This window comes from Metabacillus idriensis (assembly GCF_050483325.1).
Taxonomy (GTDB): domain Bacteria; phylum Bacillota; class Bacilli; order Bacillales; family Bacillaceae; genus Bacillus_P; species Bacillus_P idriensis_A.
In genome coordinates this window covers 76,323-97,630 of sequence record NZ_JBCMYF010000017.1, presented here as the reverse complement: position 1 = coordinate 97,630, position 21,308 = coordinate 76,323, and the positions used below count along the sequence as shown (strand labels likewise).

Here is a 21,308-nt window from a genome sequence, read left to right as displayed (position 1 = left end):
ATATTTCGTTATTACAGCATATCCAGAAAACGTTTCGAAATAATGGAAGTATCCTCAGGCGTACGGCAAATGATGAGAATCGTATCATCTCCGCAAATAGTGCCCAGAATTTCGTTCCAATCCAGATTATCAATTAATGCACCAATAGCATTAGCATTGCCAGGCAGCGTTTTCATGACGATGTTATGGCCTGCTGAATCAATTTTCACGAAAGCATCCATTAAAGCCCTCTTCAGCTTTTGCAGCGGATTAAAACGCTGATCTGCAGGAAGGCTGTATTTGTACCTGCCGTCAAGCATAGGCACTTTTACTAGATGAAGCTCTTTAATATCTCTTGAAACAGTGGCCTGTGTCACGTTGAAGGCAGCTTCCTTAAGCATGTCCACTAACTCATCCTGAGTTTCAACTTCATTATGAGTAATCAGCTCGCGGATTTTTATGTGTCTTTGACCTTTATTCATTAGGCACCCCTTGTTAACTGTATGTTTATACTGAATATGTTATATGATATTTTAATAAAAGTACACGTTTTTGTCGAAGTGTATGTTCTTATTTTAATCAAAACAAACAGGAATAATAGCTGCTCTATTATTCCTGTTCCGATTTTTTGCTTTTTAGTTCATTGTGGGCTTTTTCAACCACGCTGTCGATTGTATCAGTAAAGCTCATGTTTCCTGCTTCATCTGATCCATTCCAGCGCAGATGGAGCAGAAATTCGATATTGCCGTCTCCTCCTGTTATAGGAGAAAAAGACAAGTTGCAGCAGTCATAGCCTTCTTTTAGGGCAAAGTCAGTAATATACTCCAGTACCAATTTATGCGTTTTTGGCTCCCTGACAATCCCTTTTTTTCCCACAAGTTCCCTGCCTGCTTCAAACTGCGGTTTCACAAGAGCGATGCAGTCACCGCCGGCAGCCAGAATCTTCTTAAGTGCCGGCAGAATTAATTTCAGAGAAATAAATGAAACATCTATTGAAGCAATTTCAGGCAATCCTTCTGTAAAATCAGCTGGCGTTGAATATCTGAAATTCGTCCGTTCCATGACAACAACCCGTTCATCCTGGCGGAGTTTCCATGCAAGCTGGTTATAGCCAACATCAAGGGCATATGACAGCTTGGCCCCATTTTGGAGCGCGCAATCCGTAAATCCGCCTGTTGAAGAACCGATGTCGAGCAGAATTTTATTTTCAACTGAAAGATCAAATTCTTTTAATGCTTTTTCAAGTTTTAAACCTCCGCGGCTTACATATCGCAGCATATTCCCTTTGATTGTAAGATTTAGAGCAGGATCTACTTTTTCGCCCGGTTTTTCAACTCTTTCTTCGTTTGCATAGACAAGTCCTGCCATTATGGCACGCTTCGCCTTTTCTCTCGTTTCAATCAGTCCTCTTTCAACAAGGAGGATATCAATTCTTTCTTTTTTCGAACTCATTCATTAAACCCTTTTCTCTTTCGCTTTTGATATGCTTAAAATCCGCTCCTCTGCGTGAGCAGCCGTTAATCCTATTTCTTCAAGCAGTTTATTTACACTGCCGTGTTCAATGAATCGGTCAGGAATACCCATTCGGTCTATAACGGCATCAGAATGGCCTTGCTCATGAGCAAATTCAAGCACCGCACTGCCGAAACCGCCTTGCAGAACAGCCTCTTCAATTGTAAGCACAGGCATTTTTTCAGCAAAGATTTCTGAAAGCATTGTCTCATCAAGAGGTTTGATGAACCTTGCATTCACTACTCGGACTGAAATATCTTTTTTCGCAAGACTTGCAGCAGCCTTCAAAGCCATTTCAATCGTTGTGCCGAAAGTCAGGATCACAGCATCTGTACCCTCTCTGATAACTTCCCATGTTCCGATCGGGATTTCTTTCAGCTCATCATCCATTTTCACGCCAATTCCATTTCCTCTAGGGTAACGGAGCGCGATTGGCCCATCATTATACTTTAATGCCGTATAGACTAAATGCTGGCCTTCATTTTCATCTTTAGGCATCATGACTACCATATTCGGCAAATGTCTCAAGAACGCGATATCAAAAACACCCTGATGTGTCTCACCATCAGCACCGACCAATCCTGATCGGTCAATTCCGATGAATACATTGAGATTTTGACGGCAAATGTCATGAACGACCTGATCGTATGCACGCTGAAGGAATGTTGAATAGATGGCCAAAAACGGCTTCATATCCTGTGTGGCAAGGCCGGCAGCCACTGTAGTTGCATGCTGTTCTGCAATTCCGACATCAAACATCCGGTCCGGAAATTCGCTTGCAAAGCCTTCAAGTTTTGAACCGACAGGCATAGCCGGTGTAATGGCAACAATTCGATTGTCTTCCCGCGCCATTCTTCTCACGGTTTCGCTGACTAGGCTGCTCCATGCAGGACCTGCAGCTTCACCCTTTACAAAATCACCCGTTTCAATCTTATACGGTCCAGTTCCATGCCATGTTCCAATTTTATCTGTTTCAGCAGGCTGATATCCTTTGCCTTTTTTTGTAATAACATGTAAAAGAACAGGTCCTTTTGTTTTCTTAGCATACTGCAGATTCTCAAAAAGATCATCGTAATTATGACCATCTACCGGCCCGAGATATGTGATTCCAAGCTCCTCAAAAAAGATGCCAGAGACCAGCATATATTTTAAGCTGTCTTTTACGCGTTCGGCAGTCGCTGCGAGTTTGCCGCCAACAGCAGGTATTTTCTTTAGAATGTACTCAAGCTCATCTTTAACCCATTGATATTTTCCTGCCGTTCTTAATTTTCCAAGAACATTATGAAGAGCACCTACATTTGGTGCGATAGACATTTCATTATCATTCAAAATGATGATCATATCTTTTTGTTCGTGTCCGATATGATTAAGCGCTTCGAGAGCCATTCCTCCCGTTAAGGCGCCGTCTCCGATAATCGGCACGATATGATCTTTTGTCCCTTTTAAATCTCTAGCAATAACCATTCCCATTGCTGCAGATAAAGAAGTAGAACTGTGTCCTGTTTCCCAGACATCGTGTTCGCTTTCATTGCGTTTAGGAAACCCGCACAGACCTTGATATTGCCTGATTGTATCAAATTCGCATGCCCGTCCAGTCAAAATTTTATGAACATACGATTGATGTCCCACATCCCAAAGGAATTTATCATTAGGACTGTCAAATATTTTATGAAGAGCAATTGTCAGCTCGACAACGCCAAGATTAGGTCCGATATGTCCTCCGCTGACAGACAGCTTCTCGATTAAAAATTTGCGGATTTCGGCACTCAATTGCTCTAGTTCGTTATTTGATAGCTTCTTAAGGAATGAAGGGTCTTTAATGGATAACAGATCCAAATGGATCACTCACTTTCAGGTTCATTTTCAAAATGGTTCTTTTAATGTTTAAAATAGCCGCTAACACAGCTGTGATAACGGCGAAATTTGCAGCATTTCATGAAATTCTTTTTTCATCCTAATATCCCGCGCTGTATGGAATCGATATGTATAAAATATGGTGTAAGTATAACATACCGTTATAAAAACCTCAATTTGATGGTGTGCTATAACAGGTTGAAGGGATATTGAGCAGAAAGTGAAACTGAATCGGGGTAAAAAATCGTAAAAATCAAAAACGTGACATTCAGCTGTCACGTTTTTGGTTTAATGATCTCTAGAAGCAATTAAGTCGCATAATTCTTCAAGCAGGCCTGAATGAATATTGATATCTCCCAGAATTGCTTTTGCATGGCTAATATGGTCTTCTAGTTTCTGTTTTGCACCGTTTAAAGTAAGAAGTGACGGATAGGTCGTTTTTTGATTTGTTTCATCCGATCCGACAGGTTTTCCTATTTTAAGCTGCTGCCCTTCAATATCTAAAATATCATCCTGAATTTGAAAAGCAATTCCGATATGATAAGCAAATTCACGCAGCTGAGCAATTTCCTCGCGGGATGCTTCAGCTAAGATTGCACCAGCGATAATACTGAAGGCAAGTAATTTTGCTGTTTTATGTTCATGAATATACTGAAGCTCTGATAGGCTCAGGTTTTTTGCTTCTCCCTGCATGTCTGCCACCTGGCCTCCTACCATCCCTTCAATGCCTGCAGCTTTTACTAATTCACTGATCAGGGCAAGGCGCATCTCTGCAGAAATGCCATCCTGATCAGCAATCAGTCCAAAGCTGTGTGTAAGGAGACCGTCTCCTGCAAGAATGGCAAGTGCTTCTCCGAACACTTTATGATTTGTAGGCTTTCCCCTTCTTAGATCATCATCATCCATTGAGGGAAGATCGTCATGAATAAGAGAATATGTATGAATCATTTCCACTGCGCAGGCAGCAGGGATTCCGATTTCTTCCTTCTTTTCGAAAGCATGCAGCACGGCAAGCACTAAAGCAGGACGAATTCGTTTGCCGCCAGCGCTAAGCGAGTAGATCATTGCCTCTTTTATAGAAGGCGGGGCTGCCAGCCTGCTGATGTATAAAGGCAGTTCTTTTTCAATTATCACTTTTCTCGAAGAAAGAAAAGTGTCAAGAGACAGTGTCATTCCTCTTCCTCCTGCAGATCAAAAGGAGCAAGCTCTCCGTCTTCGCGGAGAATCTGGTCCATTTGCTTTTCAACCGTCTGCAGCTTATCATGGCAAAGTTTTGAAAGCTTCATTCCGTCCTGAAAATAAGCAATTGCTTTCTCAAGGGGCACATCGCCCTCTTCAAGCTTTTCGACTATTTGTTCGAGCTCTTCCATGGCTTGTTCAAAAGTTGCTTCTTTTTTCTCACTCATAAGCTTTTCTCTCCTCCACTCCTGTAACTTGGCAAATAACCTGCCCGTCCTGCATTTGAATGTGAAGTTCATCACCGGTTTTGACTTGTGAGATGCTTTTCACAAGATCTTCATCCTGATAAGCAATGCTGTATCCGCGCTCCATTATTTTCAGGGGACTCAGCGCGTTCAGACTTGCGGCCATTGACTGAAATCCGGCCTGTTTTTGACGCAGCAGAACAGACATATCCCTTGTCATTTTCTTGACCAATTGCTGATGCTTCTCTTTTTCACGGCGGATTTGTTCACGGGGATGCAGACGGTATAAACGACTTTTTGATTGATCAAATTTGTCCTTTTTCAGCTGGATGGATCTGAGGCTCTCTTTTTGCAGTGCTTCAACCAATTGATCGAGCTGCTGTTCCTTCTGCTGATACAGCTGCTTAGGATATTTAAAGGCATACGACTTTTGAAAATAAGCAAGCTGCTCTTTTTTTGAAGAAATCTTTTCCTGCATTGTACGCATCAAACGTGTTTCCCTATTGGAAATCCTCTCCAGAAGCTCTGCAAAATGCGGCACCGCAAGTTCTGCTGCCCCAGTTGGAGTTGGCGCCCTTAAATCTGCAACAAAATCTGCTATCGTATAATCCGTTTCATGTCCAACAGCCGAGATGACCGGAACGGCGGAATTGAATATTTCTCTTGCAACCATTTCTTCGTTAAATGCCCATAACTCTTCGATGGATCCTCCTCCGCGTCCAACAATCATCACGTCAAGATAACCCAATGCATTCGCCTGCTTAATCGCTTTAACAACAGACGGTCCAGCATGGATTCCCTGCACAAGTGCAGGGAGAATGATGACTTTAGCCGAAGGATAGCGGCGCTTGATTGTAATCAGAATATCCCTGATTGCAGCTCCAGTAGGGGAAGTTATGACACCTATTGCCTGAGGATATTTTGGAATCGGCTGTTTATGCTTTTGATCAAACAGCCCTTCTTGTTCGAGTTTCTTTTTAAGTTCCTCATATGCAAGATACAGGCTTCCGATACCGTCAGGCTGCATTTCTTTCACGTACATTTGATAGCTGCCGCTCGGTTCATAAACTGAAATTTCACAGCGCAGCAGCACTTTCATGCCATTTTCAGGCTTGAATTTAAGCGATGAATTTTGCCCTGCAAACATAACGGCAGCAATTCGCGCTCCTTCATCCTTTAATGTGAAATACATATGGCCCCGGCTGTGCATTTTAACATTTGAAAGTTCGCCCTTTACCCAGATATCCTTCAAGTGGGGATCAGCATCAAACTTGCGTTTAATATACTTTGTCAGGGCCGTAACTGTCACATGCTTCATTTCACTCATTGATCAGGACTCCTTTAAAGCTCTTTACTTACCTGCAGTCTTTCAGCGGAATTTCTTGCTGATTTTACTACATTGTGAGCAAGCATTGTAATCGTCATCGGACCTACGCCGCCCGGAACAGGAGTAATATGGCTTGCAATTTCCTTTGCATCTTCAAAAACGACATCTCCGCAAAGCTTCCCTGTTTCAAGTCTGTTAACACCCACATCGATTACGACAGCATTCTCTTTAATGTGTTCGCCTGTAATGAAATTAGCTCTTCCGACAGCTACAACTAAAATATCGGCTTGCTTTGTTGCTTCTTTTAAGTCCGGTGTTCTTGAATGACAATAAGTAACGGTAGCATGCTCATTCAAAAGCAGGATGCCTACCGGTTTGCCTACGATATTGCTTCGTCCTACTACTACAACATGTTTACCGGCAATTTCAATATTTGCAGATTTGATCATTTCCACAATTCCAGCAGGTGTGCACGGCAAGAATGTATCTTCGCCGATCATCATTTGCCCGATATTCAGAGGATGAAATCCATCTACATCTTTTAAAGGAGAAATTTTTTCAATGACGGCTTTTTCTTGAATATGATCTGGCAATGGAAGCTGAACAAGGATGCCATGGCAGCTTTCATCATGATTATATTTCTCAATTACATCCAGAAGTTCTTTTTCTTCCATTGATTCAGGAAAATGTTCAAGCGTGAATGCCACACCGATTTCTTCTGACGCTTTTTGTTTTCCTTTAATATAAGAAATAGATGCTGGATGATCGCCTACTAAAATTACGACAAGTCCCGGCACAACACCTTGCTGTTTTAATTCTTTCACTTCCTGTGCAAGCTGTTTGCGTTTTTCCTGAGCTAATTCTTTTCCGCTGATTATTGAAGCTGTCATTGTTTTGTTCCTCCTCTTGAGTATTGTGACTGATTATTTGTCAATTGTCTGTTTAATGTTCGAGAGGACACCATTAATAAACTTCGGTGATTGATCATCGCCAAAGGTTTTTGCGAGTTCAATTGCTTCATCAAGAGTTACATTGACTGGAATTTCTTCAATATACATCATTTCGTATACAGCGAGACGCAGTACTGACCGATCTACATTTGCAAGCCTCTCAAGTTTCCACTTCACTAAATGAGGTTTGATTTGTTCATCAATCTCAGCCATATGCTCAATTGTTCCAAGAACAAGAGCAGTCATAAACTCGTCCAGATCTTCCCCGTCAAGCGCATGAGACATCGCTTCTTTAGGATCAATATCACTTACATCTATTTGAAAGAGTGCCTGCAGCGCTTTTTCCCTTGCTAATCTTCGTTTCATTTGTTCTTGCTCCTTTATGTACAAAAATGTCGAAATGTCATAAAAAGATAATACCATATTTCATGGACAGAAGCACATCGTTAAAAACCTTTTCTGTCGAAATGACGAATAAAAAACTTCTCACACAACTTAATATTCGTACTTAACCAAATGTTCACTCTATTTAAGTAAAAAAAAACCAAAGGAAGATCTCCTCTGGCTTTACATTTCCTGGTCGACTTCAATTTCCTGTGACTTTGTTTCAAACTGAATTCCGACTACATGAATATTAATTTCATTGATTTCAAGTGCTGTCATGTTGTATAAAGCCTGGCGCGTATTATCCTGAATGCGCTGAGCAACAGTAGGAATAGAAACTCCGAACATCATGACACAATAAACGTCAATCGTAATTCCGTCTTCTGAAAGATCAACTTTTACACCTTTGCCGTGATTTTTTTTCCCTAAACGTTCAACTACGCCAGATGCGAAGTTGCCGCGCATTTGGGCAACGCCTTCTACTTCAGAAGCTGCAATCCCGGCAATAACTTCAATGACCTCAGGGGCAATTTCAACCTTGCCAAGACCATTTTCTTCATGAGTCATTTCAAGTAATTTGTTTTCTTTCAAGAATCAGCACCTCCATATATTTTTCAAGCTTCCATCACTTTATGGATCTCTAAAAATTTCGTATTAAACTCTCCTGATACAAACGTATCATGCTCAAGCAGCTTTTGGTGAAAAGGAATCGTTGTATGAATTCCTTCAATCACAAACTCACCCAGGGCACGCTTCATTCTCGCAATAGCTTCCTCGCGCGTAGCTCCGTATGTAATCAGTTTAGCAATCATTGAGTCATAGTATGGCGGAATTGAATAGCCCGGGTATACGGCAGAATCCACTCTAACACCCAGTCCGCCAGGCGGCAAGTACATCTCAATTTTTCCAGGGGACGGCATAAAATTCTTCTCTGGATTCTCTGCGTTGATCCTGCATTCGATGGCCCAGCCATTGAAAACAACATCTTCCTGTTTTACAGACAGGGCAGATCCTGACGCTACTTTAATCTGTTCTTTAATCAAATCAACGCCTGTTACCATTTCAGTCACGGGATGCTCAACTTGAATGCGCGTATTCATTTCCATGAAATAAAATTTATTTTCATTATAATCAAAAATAAATTCTACTGTTCCTGCTCCCGTATAGTTTACTGCTTCTGCTGCTTTAACTGCTGCTCTTCCCATCGTCTCGCGCATTTCCGCTGATAATGCCGGAGAAGGTGTTTCTTCAACTAATTTTTGAAGACGGCGCTGAATGGAACAATCTCTTTCACCAAGGTGAATGACATTCCCAAGGGAATCAGCCATAACTTGAATTTCTACATGTCTAAAATCTTCAATGTACTTTTCAATATAGACTCCAGGATTTCCAAATGCAGTTGCTGCTTCCTGCTGAGTAATTTGGATGCCTTTTATCAGCTCTTGTTCCGTTTTTGCGACACGGATTCCTTTTCCGCCTCCGCCTGCTGTTGCTTTAATTATAACAGGATACCCGATATCATTTGCAAGCGAAACAGCGTCGCCAGAATCTTTAATAATTCCCTGTGAGCCCGGAACAATCGGCACTCCCGCTTTTTTCATCGTTTCCCTTGCAACATCTTTTGTTCCCATTTTTGAAATGGCATCAGCGCTTGGTCCCACAAAGATAATGTTGCATTCCTGGCAAAGCTCTGCAAAATCAGCATTTTCAGCTAAAAAACCATAGCCGGGATGAATAGCTTCACTGCCGGTTAATTTTGCAACACTAATAATGTTCGTGAAATTCAAATAGCTGTCTTTTGAAGCTGTCGGACCTACACAAAACGCTTCATCTGCCAGCTGTACATGCAAAGAGTCTCTGTCGGCTTCTGAGAAGACTGCAACCGTCTCTATTCCAAGTTCTTTGCATGCCCGAATAATCCGAACCGCAATTTCTCCTCTGTTTGCTATAAGCAATTTCTTAATCATAGTTTCTCTCCTTACTCTGGTCTGACAAGGAATAATGGCTGACCGTATTCAACAAGCTGACCATTTTCAGCTAGAATCTCAACAATTTCCCCTTTTACTTCTGCTTCAATTTCATTAAACAATTTCATGGCTTCAACGATACAAACGACTGAATCAGATGTTATTTTTGATCCTATTTTTACGTAGTCGTCTGTATCCGGTGAAGAAGCAGCATAAAACGTTCCAACCATTGGAGACGTGATTTTATGTAAGGATTCCTCCTGCACAGGAGCTTCTGCTTCTTTTTTAGGCTGTTCTTTTACTTCCTGTATTGCTGCTGCAGCCTGTGGAGCAGGGCTTTGGCTCTGTTCGACTGCCGCTACTGAAGTAACGCGATTTGCAGTTTTCTCTAATTCATCCAAACGTTTTTTTAATTTAATTTTTGATCCTTCATGTTCATAAGTAAATTCATCAATAGAAGACTGGTCAATAAGTTTGATCAGTTCTCTGATTTCTTGTATCTTCAACATCTGCTGGCACCCCTATTCAAATTCTTGATGATTTTTTGACCATCTTTTTTGTTTTAATATCTAGTACTAAAACTTAGTCCTATTATATCTTACGACAGGTCATGCATGAAATTCAATATTAATTCTTTCCTGAGGACAGGATCTTAATATGTAAGACTACTTTAAATTATAAGGTAAATCAAATAAATATGAAACGTTTACACCAATTAAATAGAAAATCCCCGTGTGGCACACACACAGGGAAGTTGCTGTTTATTGATTAGAAGGTTCCAATGTAACCGCTACATCTTTCATGCCTTTCATTTCACTGCTGACAAGCTGAATGATTTTGTTTGCTTCAGATGCTGAGCTCTCTTTCGCTTTCACCGTTACTTTCACTTTCTCTCCTTCGATGCGGACAAGAGCATCGTCATAACCATTGGATTTTATGAACGTTTCAAGTATTTCCTCATTGGCCACCGCTTCATCAATTGCATTCATTTCATCTCTTGCGGCACTTTTCTCAGCGGCTGTTACATCTTTGCTTGCAACAATATCCTCTAAGCTTTCTTTTCTTGCACTTCTCGCATCTTCAAGCTGCAGACGCATGGTAGCAAAAAGCTCATCGTTTGAAACCGATACAACAGTTCCATCCTCAGCCTCCTCGATCGTAACTTCCCCTTTATCATTTTCCTTTTCTGTCCCTTTCACGGCTTCTGATTTTTCACCTTTTTCAGCCTCTGCTCCAGTCAATGCCACATCATTTTTCACTTCTTCGGGAGTTGTAATATAGTAGACTGACAGGACTACAACCAAACTTAACATCGTTAATAACCAAACCGTTTGTTTTTTCAGCATCATTCGTGAATCCTCCTTTATTTCCCTTTTTTAGCTGCAACTGCAACGCGGTGGCTCGGTACTCCCAGCACTCTCGTTACAGCTTCAACAATTGATTTTTTTATTTGAATGTTATCAGCACCCGCAGCTACAACAAGCACTCCCCTGATTTCCGGTTTCTTTGTCTGAAGGATGATTGGAGTTTCCTGCTCTCCCTTTCGGATAATGACAACGGATTCTTCTGTAGAACCATCTTCGACCGTCCTCTTTCCTCCCTGAGGATCAGTCTCTTCTGTCGTTTGGCTTTGTGACACGCTGTTTTTTTCAAGAATTTGCTCTGATGTGGCATCAACATTGACGACAACCATTGCATTTTCAATGCCGATCATTGAATCCAGCGCCTCTTTTAATTGATTCTCATATTCTTGCTCATATTTATCTATAGACCCTGATCCCCCGCTTTCTTCAGAGGGTTTAAAGACATCGGCATCACCTGAAGCTGTTGATGTCAGACCGGATACTTGCGACACCTTCGGCAAACTTGCCTCATTCGTGAAAAGGTTGCTGATAAGCATAAAACCTATTCCGATTGCCAAAACGATCAGAACATAGTGATACTTAGATGGTTTTTTGCCGTTTTCAATTTTCATCATGCTTTTTAGCTTTTCAAACAGATTCTTTGGATTACTCATCTGTGCTGCCCTCCCCTCCTTCCATTTTCAAGGAAATCTTATCAGGGTCAACTTCCCAGATATTAGCCAGGTATGATTTAATCTCTGATGCCTGCCTGATTTGATTTTCTTTTTCAGTTTCATCTGTTTCCTCCGCACCAAGAATAACTGGCTGAATGGTTTCAACTGCTTCGGATTCTGCTTCCTCTGCAACAAGTATCACCTCTATGCCCTGAAGACTTTTTTGAATTTCTTCAAATGGTTCTTCTACAGATAGAGAGATATCTTTAATCGATACATCATAGCTTTGCACCAGCTCCTCTTTTGCCTGTGATTTTAATTGGACAGCCATGTTTTTTAAAATATATGCATCATTGGAAGCTTGTATTTCTTTTTTTTGCAAATCTATCATTTTTTTTATTTCTTCTTCTTTTGTGGGAGACTCCATTTGAACATCTGATACAAGCGTATTGATGTCAGCCGATAATAATTTGAAGATCGGTGTGAGAATGATGACGATAAGCAGAAGACTGATGACCATCTTTGCGTATTTTTGCATGGCCGAATTCGGCAGCAGCAAATCAAGGATGACAGCAAGCATAATAAATAGAATGATATTCGCTATCCATTCTGTTAAAAAAGACATGCCTCATCCTCCTATCGAACCATCATGGTAATATTTCCGGCAGCAATAATGACTGTAATGCTTAAGAAAAACATCAAAGAAACAATGGCAAGTGCGGCAAAAATATAAATCACGCTTTTACTGATGATGTCGAGGCACTTGATAATCGGGCCTCCGCCGAGCGGCTGCAGCAGGGCAGCCGTAAATTTATAGATAAAGGCAAGTGTCAAAACCTTTATCGCAGGAAACGCTGCGATAAAAAGCAGGATCGCAACACCGATAATCCCGACTGTATTCTTTAAAAGGACTGAAGCACTTATGACTGTATCGGTTGCATCGGTGAACATTCTGCCAAGCACCGGAATAAAGTTGCCTGTGACAAATTTAGCTGTACGAATCGCCATACCGTCAGATACGGCGGCAGATGCTCCCTGAACAGAGATGACACTGAGAAAGACAGTTAAAAACGTTCCGAGCAGGCCAATACTTATGTTGCGCAGCAGCTGTGCAAGCTGGGTCACTTTGTATTGGTCTGTCAATGTACTTACGATGCTTAACAGAGCAGAAAGGAATAACAGCGGCAGAACGATTTTCTCAATCAATACTCCGCTTGTGTTCATAAGGAAGAGGATGACCGGATGGAAAAATGCTGCTGAGATCAGGCCGCCTGAAGCCGCCATGAGCGCAAGCAGCAGGGGAATCAGAGCCAAAATAAAGCTTGTCATCGTCTGTATCGCTTCAACTGTGTATTCAATTGCTATGTGAAAACTATTAAGAGCGATAATCATCAGCACCATATAGACAAGCGCATATGCTACTTTGCTTACCGTACTTTGGCTGAATGCATCCTGAAGCAGCTGCAGAAGCATGCTGAAAATCGTCAGAAGAATCAGCGTTCCGAGCAATTTGCCGTTTGCAATGATCTCATGAAAAATATATTTCAAAAACGCTTTTGACCATTCCTGGAACGACAATTCCTTTTCTCCATTTAAAAATTGAAGCAAACTTCCCTTTTGACTCTCCGGAAGATACCCTCCATACTCTGTCATAATGTCATCCCAGAATTTTTTAATTTCCTGAATTCCGAGCTTGTCTATTTGCTGATCAATCAAGTCCTGCTGCTGTGGAGGGGGAGAAGCTTGTACAATCACTGGAAAAGAAAAAAAGAAAAGAAAAAAAATAGCAATGATTCCTTTTTTCATTTTACTCACCCCTTTAAGCCCCGCTATTAAGCCGGTATTAAGCTGATTATGGTTTCAATAATGACAGTTAATATAGGCACTGCCATGGCAAGTATCAATATTTTTCCGCCAAGCTCAATTTTCGAGGCAATGGCGCCCTGACCGGCATCTTTTGTAATCTGAGCTCCAAACTCTGCAATATAGGCGATTCCGATTATTTTTAAGATGGTTTCTACATACATCATATTAATATTTGCATTTAAGGCTATTTTTTCAATCATCGTGATAATCTGTGAAACCTGATCGACCAGAAATAGAAAAATGACGCAGCCGACAAATACTACAAGCATAAATGCATATGTCGGCTTTTGTTCTTTTACGATTAATGCGAGAAAAGTGGCCACTAAGCCAAGTCCGACAATCTGGATAATTTCAATCGATAATCCCCCCTAACCCTGAAAGAGGAAGACTGATTTTATTTTTTGGAACAGATCTTCAACTATGGAAGCAACCATGAACAGAATGTAGATAAACCCAAGCAATGTAACCCATTGTGCATACTCTTTCTTTCCCATTTGATCAAGTATGGTGTGAAGAAATGCTACGACTATTCCAATTCCAGCTATTTGAAAAATGATATTTACATCTACTCCCATTTCATGAAATCCTCCTGACTGCTACATCAATAAAATAACGAGCAATAATCCAGATAAAAAACCTAAGCTTTTCAGCATTGTTTCATAGCGGCTTTGTTTATCAAGAGCATCCGCTTCTTCTCGTTCAAGATGGGTTAAAGTCAGGCGAATATGTTTTTGCTGCGATACTGTGTCGTGCTGTCCGAGCGTCTCTCCAAATTGCTTTAAAATTTCATATTCTCCCTGCTTAAATGCCGTCATCCGCCAAACTTCCTGCAGGCTATTTTCCCAGGCTGCCTTCACACTTGTATGCCCTGCGGATAATCGTTTTGAAAACTCTTCGAAAAACCAGGAGAGCGGCTTTGGCATCTGTTTTGATAAAGTGGCTGCCGCTTCTTTGAGAGGTGTGTGCGCATACATAATTTCTGCCTCAAGTGCCTGGAGAGCAACCTTGAGCTGCCTTAGCTGCCGCGGACGCTCACTTATGTGTTTCGCCACTTCAAACCCTGTCCAAGTAGTCGCAAGCAAAATAAATACAGCTCCAAGTATTTTTATCATGACGTTATACTCACTTTATTTCGTATCAGCCGTCTATCAGCATCCAATATTCTTTGAACCGTCCCAGGACCATTTGTTCTTGAGAGTTCAATATACCGGTTAAAGATGCCATGCTTTGCCAAAGGCTTTATTGTGGGACGTGAAATGACGTCGTCAAGCGAATAGCCGTGAACGGATATGAAAAGCCCTACTCCTGCATGAACGGCCTCCAAAATCGCTTCTGTATCTTCCATCCTGCCTGCCTCATCCACAACCAGAACATCCGGACTCATCGACCTGATCATCATCATCATTCCTTCTGCTTTCGGACAAGCATCAAGCACGTCCACTCTATCCCCGAAATCATGCTGGGGAATTCCATTGATGCAGCCTGCAATTTCTGACCGCTCATCCACAATTCCTACTTTTATCGAAGGAATACTGCCTGTTCCTGTACTCATAACTCTTGCAAAATCACGAAGAAGAGTTGTTTTTCCTGTTTGAGGGGGACCGATAATCATGGTATTCATCCAAGTATTATGATAGATGCTGGAAATAAAAGGTTCAGCAATGCCCTTTTTCTGTTTTGCCACTCGAATATTAAAGGATGTTACATTTCGAATGGCTTTCACAGCGCCGTTTTCTGTAATAACACGCCCTGACAATCCCACGCGGTGACCGCCCTGAATCGTAATAAAGCCTCGCTTCAGCTCCTCTTCAAGCGTATAGATCGAGTATTGGCTCAGCTCATTTAAAAGAGATATTCCGTCTTGATAAGTAGCCTCGCAAGGCAGAAAAAATGGTTCTCCTGCTACTACAATTTCTACTCTTTTCAAAATCCTGATGCGGATCTCTTCGATTTTTTCAAGCGCTTCCCGCGGCAGATTCTGCACGTGTTTTCTTATGGTTTCAGGAAGCATCTCTGTAATCTCGTTCAACTGGCTTCCTCCTTGCATGGTCTCTTGATACTCTAATGTTTATGCAGGCTTGGACACAATATGACTTCTTATGTTACTTATAGACGCCAATTAATATAAATGACACCCCTATTGCGATAAAAATCAGTTTTGCATATGAAAGCTGCTCTGCAATCTGAAAGATTCCTATAGTCATGGTTAAAATAAAAATAATCGGGCCAACGATGGCAAGCATGGAATTAATTAATACAGCTTTGCGCACATCGTTAAAGACGAGCATTAATATAGCTGCCGTCATTTCAATGCTTGCGGATAATAATCTTAAAAGAGCCATTGATCTTACTGCCGGATCTAAATTAGCGAGGTAGTGTTTCATCTTGTCCTCCTCCATGGTTATTACTAAAACCTATGAAGAACGGAGGCTAAATAGACAAAAAGAATACTTGACAGAATTTTCAGATTTAATAATAATAGGTAGAAAGGGGGATGTGTCATGGGATTTGGAGTGGAAGCTTATGAATTATATAACTATTTACAATGGTTCATTGGAATGATGATTTATATTTTCATACCGGCAGCACTTCTTTTCAGAGCGGGTAAAAAGAAAGAGGATAAGGGAAAAGCCTTCCGGACGCAGCCACTATTAGAGGATACAAAAAACTCCATCTGAAAAGATGGAGTTTTTCATGACTATGCTCTTGAAACGTATGAGCTGTCAGTAGTATTAACAATAAGAACGTCTCCTTCATTTACAAAGAAAGGAACGTTTACAACCAGTCCGGTCTGCACTTTTGCAGGCTTCGTTCCGCCTGAAGCAGTATCGCCTTTAATGCCAGGCTCCGTCTCAATAACTTCGAGTTCAACTGTGTTTGGAAGTTCAACTCCAAGTGTTTCGCTTCCAAACATCATGATGGACACTTCCATGTTTTCTTTTAAAAACTTCAATTCGTATTCAATAGATGCTTCCGGAAGTTCCACTTGATCGTATGATTCGTTATCCATGAAAACGTGCAGATCTCCGTTTGCATAAAGATATTGCATTTTGCGGTTCTCAATTTGAGCTTTCGCCACTTTTTCACCTGCGCGGAATGTTTTTTCCTGAACAGCTCCTGTACGCAGGTTGCGAAGCTTGGAGCGTACGAATGCTGCTCCTTTACCTGGCTTTACGTGCTGGAAATCCATTACGCGCCAAATGCCATTATCTACTTCAATTGTTAAGCCTGTACGAAAATCATTTACTGAAATCATTTATGTTCCTCCTATGTAAATGCTGCTTTATTAATGGTTTGGAAGCTTTTATTATAAAATAATAAGCTCTTTTGGGGAGTGTGTCAGTGATTCATTACCGTCTTCTTTAACCACTGTATCATCCTCGATGCGCACCCCGCCAAGATTTGGTATATAAATTCCAGGCTCGACAGTTACGATCATGCCGGGTTCAAGTACTGTTTCAGATTTGACAGACAGTGACGGGCCCTCATGAACTTCCATGCCAAGACCATGGCCAGTTGAATGGCCGAAATATTCACCGTAGCCGTTTTCTGCAATGTAGTCTCTTGTAAGAGCATCTGCTTCTTTTCCCGTCATTCCTGCTTTTATCCCATTCATTCCCCGCAGCTGTGCTTCGAGTACAATGGAATAAATCTTCTTCAGCTCATCACTTGGATCTCCCACCGCAATCGTTCTTGTAATATCTGAACAATATCCTTTGTAGTATGCACCAAAATCAAGTGTTAAAAAATCGCCTTTTTCAATTTCTTTTTCACTTGCTACACCGTGCGGCAGCGCAGAGCGATATCCTGATGCAGCAATAATATCGAATGAAGAAGAAACAGCGCCTTGTTTTCGCATGAAAAATTCAAGTTCATTCGCGACCTCAATTTCCTTCATTCCTGGTCGAATAACTGTCAAAATGTGCTTAAATGCAGCATCTGCAATCTCCGCAGCTTCCTTTAATATCTTAATCTCTGCTGCAGACTTAATCAAGCGTAACTTTTCTACAGCACCGGAGACGGGAATAAACTCAATCCCTTTTAATTCAGCCTTATAAGCAGAGTATGAAGCGAAAGAAAGATCATCCTGCTCAAAACCAAGGCGGTTAATCGACAACTTTGCGGCTTGGGCTGCCACTTCTTCAAGAATCGGTCCTTTATGCTGAACAATCTCAAAACCTTCAATTTGTGTCGCTGCCTGCTCAGTGTATCTGAAATCTGTAATAAAAACAGCATGCGAGTCAGTGATGACCGCTACACCGGAAGATCCCGTAAAGCCTGTCATGTAACGGCGGTTGTAGGTGCTCGTAATAAGAATTCCATCTACATCAAGTTCTTTTAATCTGTTTCTCATTTTCTCAAGCTTCATCTTATTTCTCCCCCATCTTTTTATGTAATGCGAGTAAAGCATATTGATAACCTTCAAAACCAAGGCCGATAATTTGTCCTGCTGTTACAGGAGCTGTTACAGATTGATGCCTGAATGGTTCGCGGCTATGTACATTAGATATATGAACCTCGATGACAGACAGGGAAACGCTTGCAATTGCATCTCTTATAGCATAGCTGTAATGAGTAAAAGCTCCGGGGTTAAGCACAATTCCATCATATTGATCGTCTGCCTCATGAATGGCATCGATCAAGTCCCCTTCATGATTTGATTGAAAGCAAGTGATCTGAAATCCTTGTTTTTCTGCAAATAACATTAATTCATGTTCTAGGTCTGTAAGCGTTTTGCTGCCATAAACATCCGGCTCCCGCTTACCAAGACGATTGAGATTTGGACCGTTGATTATTAAGAAATGCCGCATCATAAAAACTCCTTGCTTCTATAAGCTAAAAAAATAGAATGTTCAATTTATGAACATTCTACCATAATCACCGATTACTTGCTTTAATGTTGAGTGGCTGCTTTCGCATTTTTTTTGCTTAAGAGCTCGTTATGTTCAAAGGAAATGGTATAGCCGACAAATACCCCATATAAAATATAAAGACATATCGTCGTAACCGTAGTCAGCCGTTCAAGTTCAAAGACGGATTTTAAATTAGGAAAAATGGGATTTAACAGGAAGAATACGAGCGCCCATAGCAAGAGGCCAAAAGCAAGGCCAACAAACATGGATGAGAATCTTTTTAAAACAAGATAATACAAAAGCGCCGCTCCTACGGAAAGAATGCCAATACAGAATACTGAAACAAAGTTTCCAATGACGCCATTTTTCCATTCCCCTAAAATAAATGGCTGAAGCAATAAATTCGGGCTAATTTCTGTTAAGTTAAGGACATAAGCTAAATAACCGAGCAAACTCCATATCACACCGCCTGCAAAACCTGTAATCACCACTCTTCCTATAAAAGGAATCGATTCACCTGGCTTATCAGGATCATCTCTTTTTTCTCCGGCAGAATTAGATTGAAAATCTTCTGTCATATGTACACCTCCTGCTTATAGTATGTGCAGGAATTCTGCTCCATCATTCAAAAAGGATGCAATTAGATGTCTAGCAAATAGCTGCAGGGTTATACTATTAAAAGTGATACATCACTTGATCAGCACTGAAAGTAAAATGCAAGCAGATCTTTGACTTAAAATAGCAAAATTGATCAATTCAAAAAGATTTAAATTCAACTGCCTAGAGGTTTATCCTGTTTTTATGTAGAATATAAACATAACATTCTCTGCAGCTTTGTTTAAAAACAGTCCAAAAAGAGAATAGATAGGTAGGTTGGTGAAAAATGTCAAAGCAGAATAAGCCTGCATATGGCGGGCAAGCAGTGGTAGAGGGCGTCATGTTCGGCGGAAAGCATCATTATGTAACAGCCATCAGACGCAAAAACAAACAAATCGACTATTTCCGGTTACCGCGAAAATCAAGCAGCATGATGACAAGCCTTAAAAAGATTCCATTCATTCGCGGCATCGCAGCTATTATAGAAGCAAGCGCAAATGGAACGAAGCACCTGAATTTTTCAACAGACAGGTATGATCTCGATCCTGAGGAAGATGAAATACTCAAGCAGCCTAAAAAAGAATCCAAGATGACGATGATTCTCGGTGTTGCTGCAATCGGTGTCCTGTCGTTTCTCTTTGGGAAATTCATTTTCACATTAGTGCCGCTGTTTCTGGCTGAGCTGACAAGGCCAATTTTCTCTTCTGACCTTGCACAAATATTAATTGAAGGTTTATTCAAATTAATTCTGCTCTTAGTCTATATTTATGCGATATCGTTTACTCCGCTGATCAAGCGTGTTTTTCAATATCACGGTGCCGAGCATAAAGTCATAAATTGCTATGAAAATGAAATGCCGCTTACGATAGAAAATGTTCAGAAACAAACACGTCTGCACTACAGGTGCGGAAGCAGTTTCCTGTTATTCACTGTGATTGTAGGGGTATTTGTCTACATGCTTGTTCCGACAGAACCGCTTTATGTGCGCGTCCTTAACAGGCTGGCATTAATACCTGTTGTGATTGGCATTTCATTTGAAGTCCTTCAGTTTACAAACAAACTCAGGGATGTTCCTGTTTTAAAATGGCTCGGTTATCCCGGCTTAAGTCTTCAGCTTCTGACGACGAAAGAGCCTGACAATGATCAGGTGGAAGTTGCCATCGCAAGCTTTAATGAATTGCTGCGGATGGAAAAGGAAACGGAAGAAGGTATAAAAACGGAACAAATTGTATAAGCTGAACTTCATTAATTCATTTTCATCTTGGGAGGTGGACTCATGAAAAATCGTGTGAATCCATTTGTGATGATTGTGTTAGCTCTTGGCGGCATCGGGTTCCTGGTTACGCTTATAACCAGACCCGGATTCCTCTTCAGAGAGATGCTGATCTTCATTATTGTTCTAGCCATCATCTATTTTGTTGTCCGTTACTTTACAAAACAAAGAATGGGAAAAGACTCTTCCTCATACTCAAAAGCTGCTAAACATTCTAAAAGACGTTTTGGCGACCGCAATCAGAGCAGCTCCCATTTGAAAAGCGTTTCAACACAAAAAAAGAGCAGCAAAACATCTGCTCTTAAAAAGAAACAAGCCTCTCATTTAACAGTGATTGAAGGAAAAAAAGGCAAAAAGAAAAGCAGGGCATTTTTCTAGCCTGCTGTTAATACGTCCATTTTTTTAAAAAAAGTTCAGTACGGCTTCTTCCTAGCTCAATAAGAGCTAGTTTTTTTTGTTCTGTTAAGTCAAATTCAGTTGTTAAAATACTTTCGACAGGCAGAAAAATGATATTTTTTTCATGCCTGCTCGAAATATGCCTGGCATCATGCGCGTCTTTCATCGTTTCAAAAAGAGCGCCATACATTTCTATTGCATTTCGGATATTGTTTCTCGGTCTCTCTTCATCTCTTGGACTTAATTTGATGCCAAGAACCGGCCGTGCCTGAATCGATTTCTTTTCTTTAAACAGCCAAATTGGAAAATTGCTTAAAACTCCCCCATCCACGACAATATTGGTTCCTTCAGCAGAAGTCAGTTTGACAGGTTCAAAAAAATAGGGAAGGCTGCAGCTCATAAGAACAGCTCTCGCAACAGAAAAACGCTCTGGAGCAAGTCCGTACCTTGGCAGGTCATCCGGAAGCACAATAATTCTTCCATTAGTCAGATCAGAAGCAACGATTTTAAGGGAGCCTGGTCTTAAATCACCAAAGGTCGATACCCCTCTCTCCTTCAGCTTGCCTGCTATCCATTCTTCAAGTTTGCCGCCTTTATAAAGACCCAGCCGCCAATAAATATTCAGCCATTTCATAAATTTAAATGGAAGGATGGAAGGGTTTCGCTCTAAAAACTTTCCTAGTTCCATATCATCCATCATTGTTATGATTTCATCACTTCGGTATCCCGCAGCAATAAAGGCAGCAATAATGGAGCCGGCGCTTGTTCCTGCAACCCTTACAAATTGCAGGCCCCTTCGCTCAATCGCCTGATAAGACCCAATTAGGGCAAAGCCTTTAATTCCCCCGCCAGAGAAGACGCCATCAATATACACAGAAGTTCCTCCCCTCTTCTCCCATCCTTACATTG

Annotated in this window: 28 protein-coding genes; 3 read left to right on the top strand and 25 right to left on the bottom strand. The window is 41.1% G+C overall.

Features of this window, described 5'->3' with window-relative positions:
* Positions 1 to 11 precede the first annotated feature (11 nt).
* From ahrC to ABEQ24_RS11080, 20 genes are all read right to left on the bottom strand, one after another.
* On the bottom strand, positions 12 to 461 hold the full coding sequence (gene ahrC, locus ABEQ24_RS11175) for a transcriptional regulator AhrC/ArgR (RefSeq protein ID WP_133310156.1): 450 nt from the start codon (positions 459 to 461) through the stop codon (positions 12 to 14).
* A 127-nt stretch (positions 462 to 588) separates the two neighbouring features.
* On the bottom strand, positions 589 to 1,431 hold the full coding sequence (locus ABEQ24_RS11170; RefSeq protein WP_430006863.1) for a TlyA family RNA methyltransferase: 843 nt from the start codon (positions 1,429 to 1,431) through the stop codon (positions 589 to 591).
* A gap of 3 nt (positions 1,432 to 1,434) precedes the next feature.
* Complete coding sequence (dxs, locus tag ABEQ24_RS11165; protein ID WP_430006862.1) at positions 1,435 to 3,327, bottom strand: 1-deoxy-D-xylulose-5-phosphate synthase; 1,893 nt, start codon at positions 3,325 to 3,327, stop codon at positions 1,435 to 1,437.
* Between the two features lie 306 nt (positions 3,328 to 3,633).
* Positions 3,634 to 4,518 carry a polyprenyl synthetase family protein gene (locus tag ABEQ24_RS11160; RefSeq protein WP_430006861.1) on the bottom strand — a complete coding sequence of 295 codons (885 nt, stop codon included), beginning with the start codon at positions 4,516 to 4,518 and terminating at the stop codon, positions 3,634 to 3,636.
* Complete coding sequence (locus ABEQ24_RS11155) at positions 4,515 to 4,751, bottom strand: exodeoxyribonuclease VII small subunit (protein ID WP_430006860.1); 237 nt, start codon at positions 4,749 to 4,751, stop codon at positions 4,515 to 4,517. Before ABEQ24_RS11155 ends, ABEQ24_RS11160 begins: the two co-directional genes overlap by 4 nt.
* A complete protein-coding gene (gene xseA, locus ABEQ24_RS11150; protein WP_430006859.1) occupies positions 4,744 to 6,096 on the bottom strand; it encodes an exodeoxyribonuclease VII large subunit in 1,353 nt (450 codons plus the stop codon). Before xseA ends, ABEQ24_RS11155 begins: the two co-directional genes overlap by 8 nt.
* Positions 6,097 to 6,110: 14 nt before the next feature.
* A complete protein-coding gene (gene folD / locus ABEQ24_RS11145) occupies positions 6,111 to 6,986 on the bottom strand; it encodes a bifunctional methylenetetrahydrofolate dehydrogenase/methenyltetrahydrofolate cyclohydrolase FolD (protein ID WP_430006858.1) in 876 nt (291 codons plus the stop codon).
* A 33-nt stretch (positions 6,987 to 7,019) separates the two neighbouring features.
* Positions 7,020 to 7,412 (bottom strand): transcription antitermination factor NusB, encoded by a 393-nt coding sequence (gene nusB, locus ABEQ24_RS11140; protein ID WP_430006857.1) that lies wholly within the window; start codon positions 7,410 to 7,412, stop codon positions 7,020 to 7,022.
* Positions 7,413 to 7,613: 201 nt separating this feature from the next.
* Positions 7,614 to 8,021 (bottom strand): Asp23/Gls24 family envelope stress response protein, encoded by a 408-nt coding sequence (locus ABEQ24_RS11135; RefSeq protein ID WP_070876659.1) that lies wholly within the window; start codon positions 8,019 to 8,021, stop codon positions 7,614 to 7,616.
* Between the two features lie 23 nt (positions 8,022 to 8,044).
* Positions 8,045 to 9,397 (bottom strand): acetyl-CoA carboxylase biotin carboxylase subunit, encoded by a 1,353-nt coding sequence (accC, locus tag ABEQ24_RS11130; RefSeq protein ID WP_430006856.1) that lies wholly within the window; start codon positions 9,395 to 9,397, stop codon positions 8,045 to 8,047.
* An 11-nt stretch (positions 9,398 to 9,408) separates the two neighbouring features.
* Positions 9,409 to 9,906, bottom strand: a complete 498-nt coding sequence (gene accB / locus ABEQ24_RS11125) for an acetyl-CoA carboxylase biotin carboxyl carrier protein (RefSeq protein WP_430006855.1) — start codon at positions 9,904 to 9,906, stop codon at positions 9,409 to 9,411.
* Positions 9,907 to 10,158: 252 nt separating this feature from the next.
* Complete coding sequence (locus tag ABEQ24_RS11120; protein ID WP_430006922.1) at positions 10,159 to 10,743, bottom strand: SpoIIIAH-like family protein; 585 nt, start codon at positions 10,741 to 10,743, stop codon at positions 10,159 to 10,161.
* A gap of 17 nt (positions 10,744 to 10,760) precedes the next feature.
* A complete protein-coding gene (gene spoIIIAG / locus ABEQ24_RS11115) occupies positions 10,761 to 11,414 on the bottom strand; it encodes a stage III sporulation protein AG (RefSeq protein ID WP_430006854.1) in 654 nt (217 codons plus the stop codon).
* Entirely contained in the window at positions 11,407 to 12,039 is a 633-nt protein-coding gene (spoIIIAF, locus tag ABEQ24_RS11110) for a stage III sporulation protein AF (protein ID WP_430006853.1), read from the bottom strand. The genes spoIIIAG and spoIIIAF overlap by 8 nt, the downstream gene beginning before the upstream one ends.
* Positions 12,040 to 12,050: 11 nt before the next feature.
* Complete coding sequence (gene spoIIIAE / locus ABEQ24_RS11105) at positions 12,051 to 13,220, bottom strand: stage III sporulation protein AE (protein WP_430006852.1); 1,170 nt, start codon at positions 13,218 to 13,220, stop codon at positions 12,051 to 12,053.
* A 26-nt stretch (positions 13,221 to 13,246) separates the two neighbouring features.
* Positions 13,247 to 13,636, bottom strand: a complete 390-nt coding sequence (gene spoIIIAD, locus ABEQ24_RS11100; RefSeq protein ID WP_430006921.1) for a stage III sporulation protein AD — start codon at positions 13,634 to 13,636, stop codon at positions 13,247 to 13,249.
* A gap of 12 nt (positions 13,637 to 13,648) precedes the next feature.
* Positions 13,649 to 13,855: a stage III sporulation protein AC gene (gene spoIIIAC, locus ABEQ24_RS11095; protein WP_029279768.1), complete on the bottom strand. Its 207-nt coding sequence runs from the start codon at positions 13,853 to 13,855 to the stop codon at positions 13,649 to 13,651.
* Between the two features lie 21 nt (positions 13,856 to 13,876).
* Positions 13,877 to 14,392 carry a stage III sporulation protein SpoIIIAB gene (gene spoIIIAB / locus ABEQ24_RS11090; RefSeq protein ID WP_430006851.1) on the bottom strand — a complete coding sequence of 172 codons (516 nt, stop codon included), beginning with the start codon at positions 14,390 to 14,392 and terminating at the stop codon, positions 13,877 to 13,879.
* Complete coding sequence (gene spoIIIAA, locus ABEQ24_RS11085; protein WP_430006850.1) at positions 14,389 to 15,309, bottom strand: stage III sporulation protein AA; 921 nt, start codon at positions 15,307 to 15,309, stop codon at positions 14,389 to 14,391. The genes spoIIIAB and spoIIIAA overlap by 4 nt, the downstream gene beginning before the upstream one ends.
* Before the next feature lie 73 nt (positions 15,310 to 15,382).
* A complete protein-coding gene (locus ABEQ24_RS11080) occupies positions 15,383 to 15,664 on the bottom strand; it encodes a YqhV family protein (RefSeq protein WP_070876650.1) in 282 nt (93 codons plus the stop codon).
* 117 nt (positions 15,665 to 15,781) lie between these two features.
* Between ABEQ24_RS11080 and ABEQ24_RS11075 the strand changes: the two genes are divergently transcribed.
* A complete protein-coding gene (locus tag ABEQ24_RS11075) occupies positions 15,782 to 15,958 on the top strand; it encodes a hypothetical protein (RefSeq protein ID WP_430006849.1) in 177 nt (58 codons plus the stop codon).
* A gap of 20 nt (positions 15,959 to 15,978) precedes the next feature.
* Here ABEQ24_RS11075 and efp read toward each other — a convergent pair whose 3' ends face one another.
* From efp to ABEQ24_RS11055, 4 genes are all read right to left on the bottom strand, one after another.
* Positions 15,979 to 16,536 carry an elongation factor P gene (efp, locus tag ABEQ24_RS11070; protein ID WP_430006848.1) on the bottom strand — a complete coding sequence of 186 codons (558 nt, stop codon included), beginning with the start codon at positions 16,534 to 16,536 and terminating at the stop codon, positions 15,979 to 15,981.
* 51 nt (positions 16,537 to 16,587) lie between these two features.
* Positions 16,588 to 17,649: a M24 family metallopeptidase gene (locus ABEQ24_RS11065; protein WP_430006847.1), complete on the bottom strand. Its 1,062-nt coding sequence runs from the start codon at positions 17,647 to 17,649 to the stop codon at positions 16,588 to 16,590.
* 1 nt (position 17,650) lies between these two features.
* Complete coding sequence (gene aroQ / locus ABEQ24_RS11060) at positions 17,651 to 18,091, bottom strand: type II 3-dehydroquinate dehydratase (protein ID WP_430006846.1); 441 nt, start codon at positions 18,089 to 18,091, stop codon at positions 17,651 to 17,653.
* A gap of 83 nt (positions 18,092 to 18,174) precedes the next feature.
* A complete protein-coding gene (locus ABEQ24_RS11055; protein WP_430006845.1) occupies positions 18,175 to 18,711 on the bottom strand; it encodes a YqhR family membrane protein in 537 nt (178 codons plus the stop codon).
* Between the two features lie 305 nt (positions 18,712 to 19,016).
* Here ABEQ24_RS11055 and ABEQ24_RS11050 point away from each other — a divergent pair, with 305 nt between their 5' ends.
* Together ABEQ24_RS11050 and ABEQ24_RS11045 are read left to right on the top strand one after the other, a co-directional pair.
* Positions 19,017 to 19,964: a DUF1385 domain-containing protein gene (locus ABEQ24_RS11050; protein WP_070876645.1), complete on the top strand. Its 948-nt coding sequence runs from the start codon at positions 19,017 to 19,019 to the stop codon at positions 19,962 to 19,964.
* Between the two features lie 42 nt (positions 19,965 to 20,006).
* Positions 20,007 to 20,381 (top strand): SA1362 family protein, encoded by a 375-nt coding sequence (locus ABEQ24_RS11045; protein WP_430006844.1) that lies wholly within the window; start codon positions 20,007 to 20,009, stop codon positions 20,379 to 20,381.
* A 7-nt stretch (positions 20,382 to 20,388) separates the two neighbouring features.
* Here ABEQ24_RS11045 and ABEQ24_RS11040 read toward each other — a convergent pair whose 3' ends face one another.
* The gene (locus ABEQ24_RS11040; protein WP_430006843.1) at positions 20,389 to 21,273 is read right to left on the bottom strand and encodes a patatin-like phospholipase family protein; all 885 of its coding nucleotides are present in this window, start codon (positions 21,271 to 21,273) and stop codon (positions 20,389 to 20,391) included.
* Between the last annotated feature and the right edge of the window lie 35 nt (positions 21,274 to 21,308).

Excerpts from the sequence above, each read along its gene's own strand:
- ahrC (WP_133310156.1), bottom strand. The coding sequence starts at position 461 with ATGAATAAAGGTCAAAGACACATAAAAATCCGCGAGCTGATTACTCAT.
- ABEQ24_RS11170 (WP_430006863.1), bottom strand. The coding sequence starts at position 1,431 with ATGAGTTCGAAAAAAGAAAGAATTGATATCCTCCTTGTTGAAAGAGGA.
- ABEQ24_RS11160 (WP_430006861.1), bottom strand. The coding sequence starts at position 4,518 with ATGACACTGTCTCTTGACACTTTTCTTTCTTCGAGAAAAGTGATAATT.
- ABEQ24_RS11155 (WP_430006860.1), bottom strand. The coding sequence starts at position 4,751 with ATGAGTGAGAAAAAAGAAGCAACTTTTGAACAAGCCATGGAAGAGCTC.
- xseA (WP_430006859.1), bottom strand. The coding sequence starts at position 6,096 with ATGAGTGAAATGAAGCATGTGACAGTTACGGCCCTGACAAAGTATATT.
- folD (WP_430006858.1), bottom strand. The coding sequence starts at position 6,986 with ATGACAGCTTCAATAATCAGCGGAAAAGAATTAGCTCAGGAAAAACGC.
- nusB (WP_430006857.1), bottom strand. The coding sequence starts at position 7,412 with ATGAAACGAAGATTAGCAAGGGAAAAAGCGCTGCAGGCACTCTTTCAA.
- accC (WP_430006856.1), bottom strand. The coding sequence starts at position 9,397 with ATGATTAAGAAATTGCTTATAGCAAACAGAGGAGAAATTGCGGTTCGG.
- accB (WP_430006855.1), bottom strand. The coding sequence starts at position 9,906 with ATGTTGAAGATACAAGAAATCAGAGAACTGATCAAACTTATTGACCAG.
- ABEQ24_RS11120 (WP_430006922.1), bottom strand. The coding sequence starts at position 10,743 with ATGCTGAAAAAACAAACGGTTTGGTTATTAACGATGTTAAGTTTGGTT.
- spoIIIAG (WP_430006854.1), bottom strand. The coding sequence starts at position 11,414 with ATGAGTAATCCAAAGAATCTGTTTGAAAAGCTAAAAAGCATGATGAAA.
- spoIIIAF (WP_430006853.1), bottom strand. The coding sequence starts at position 12,039 with ATGTCTTTTTTAACAGAATGGATAGCGAATATCATTCTATTTATTATG.
- spoIIIAE (WP_430006852.1), bottom strand. The coding sequence starts at position 13,220 with ATGAAAAAAGGAATCATTGCTATTTTTTTTCTTTTCTTTTTTTCTTTT.
- spoIIIAC (WP_029279768.1), bottom strand. The coding sequence starts at position 13,855 with ATGGGAGTAGATGTAAATATCATTTTTCAAATAGCTGGAATTGGAATA.
- spoIIIAB (WP_430006851.1), bottom strand. The coding sequence starts at position 14,392 with ATGATAAAAATACTTGGAGCTGTATTTATTTTGCTTGCGACTACTTGG.
- ABEQ24_RS11080 (WP_070876650.1), bottom strand. The coding sequence starts at position 15,664 with ATGAAACACTACCTCGCTAATTTAGATCCGGCAGTAAGATCAATGGCT.
- ABEQ24_RS11075 (WP_430006849.1), top strand. The coding sequence starts at position 15,782 with ATGGGATTTGGAGTGGAAGCTTATGAATTATATAACTATTTACAATGG.
- efp (WP_430006848.1), bottom strand. The coding sequence starts at position 16,536 with ATGATTTCAGTAAATGATTTTCGTACAGGCTTAACAATTGAAGTAGAT.
- ABEQ24_RS11065 (WP_430006847.1), bottom strand. The coding sequence starts at position 17,649 with ATGAAGCTTGAGAAAATGAGAAACAGATTAAAAGAACTTGATGTAGAT.
- aroQ (WP_430006846.1), bottom strand. The coding sequence starts at position 18,091 with ATGCGGCATTTCTTAATAATCAACGGTCCAAATCTCAATCGTCTTGGT.
- ABEQ24_RS11055 (WP_430006845.1), bottom strand. The coding sequence starts at position 18,711 with ATGACAGAAGATTTTCAATCTAATTCTGCCGGAGAAAAAAGAGATGAT.
- ABEQ24_RS11050 (WP_070876645.1), top strand. The coding sequence starts at position 19,017 with ATGTCAAAGCAGAATAAGCCTGCATATGGCGGGCAAGCAGTGGTAGAG.
- ABEQ24_RS11045 (WP_430006844.1), top strand. The coding sequence starts at position 20,007 with ATGAAAAATCGTGTGAATCCATTTGTGATGATTGTGTTAGCTCTTGGC.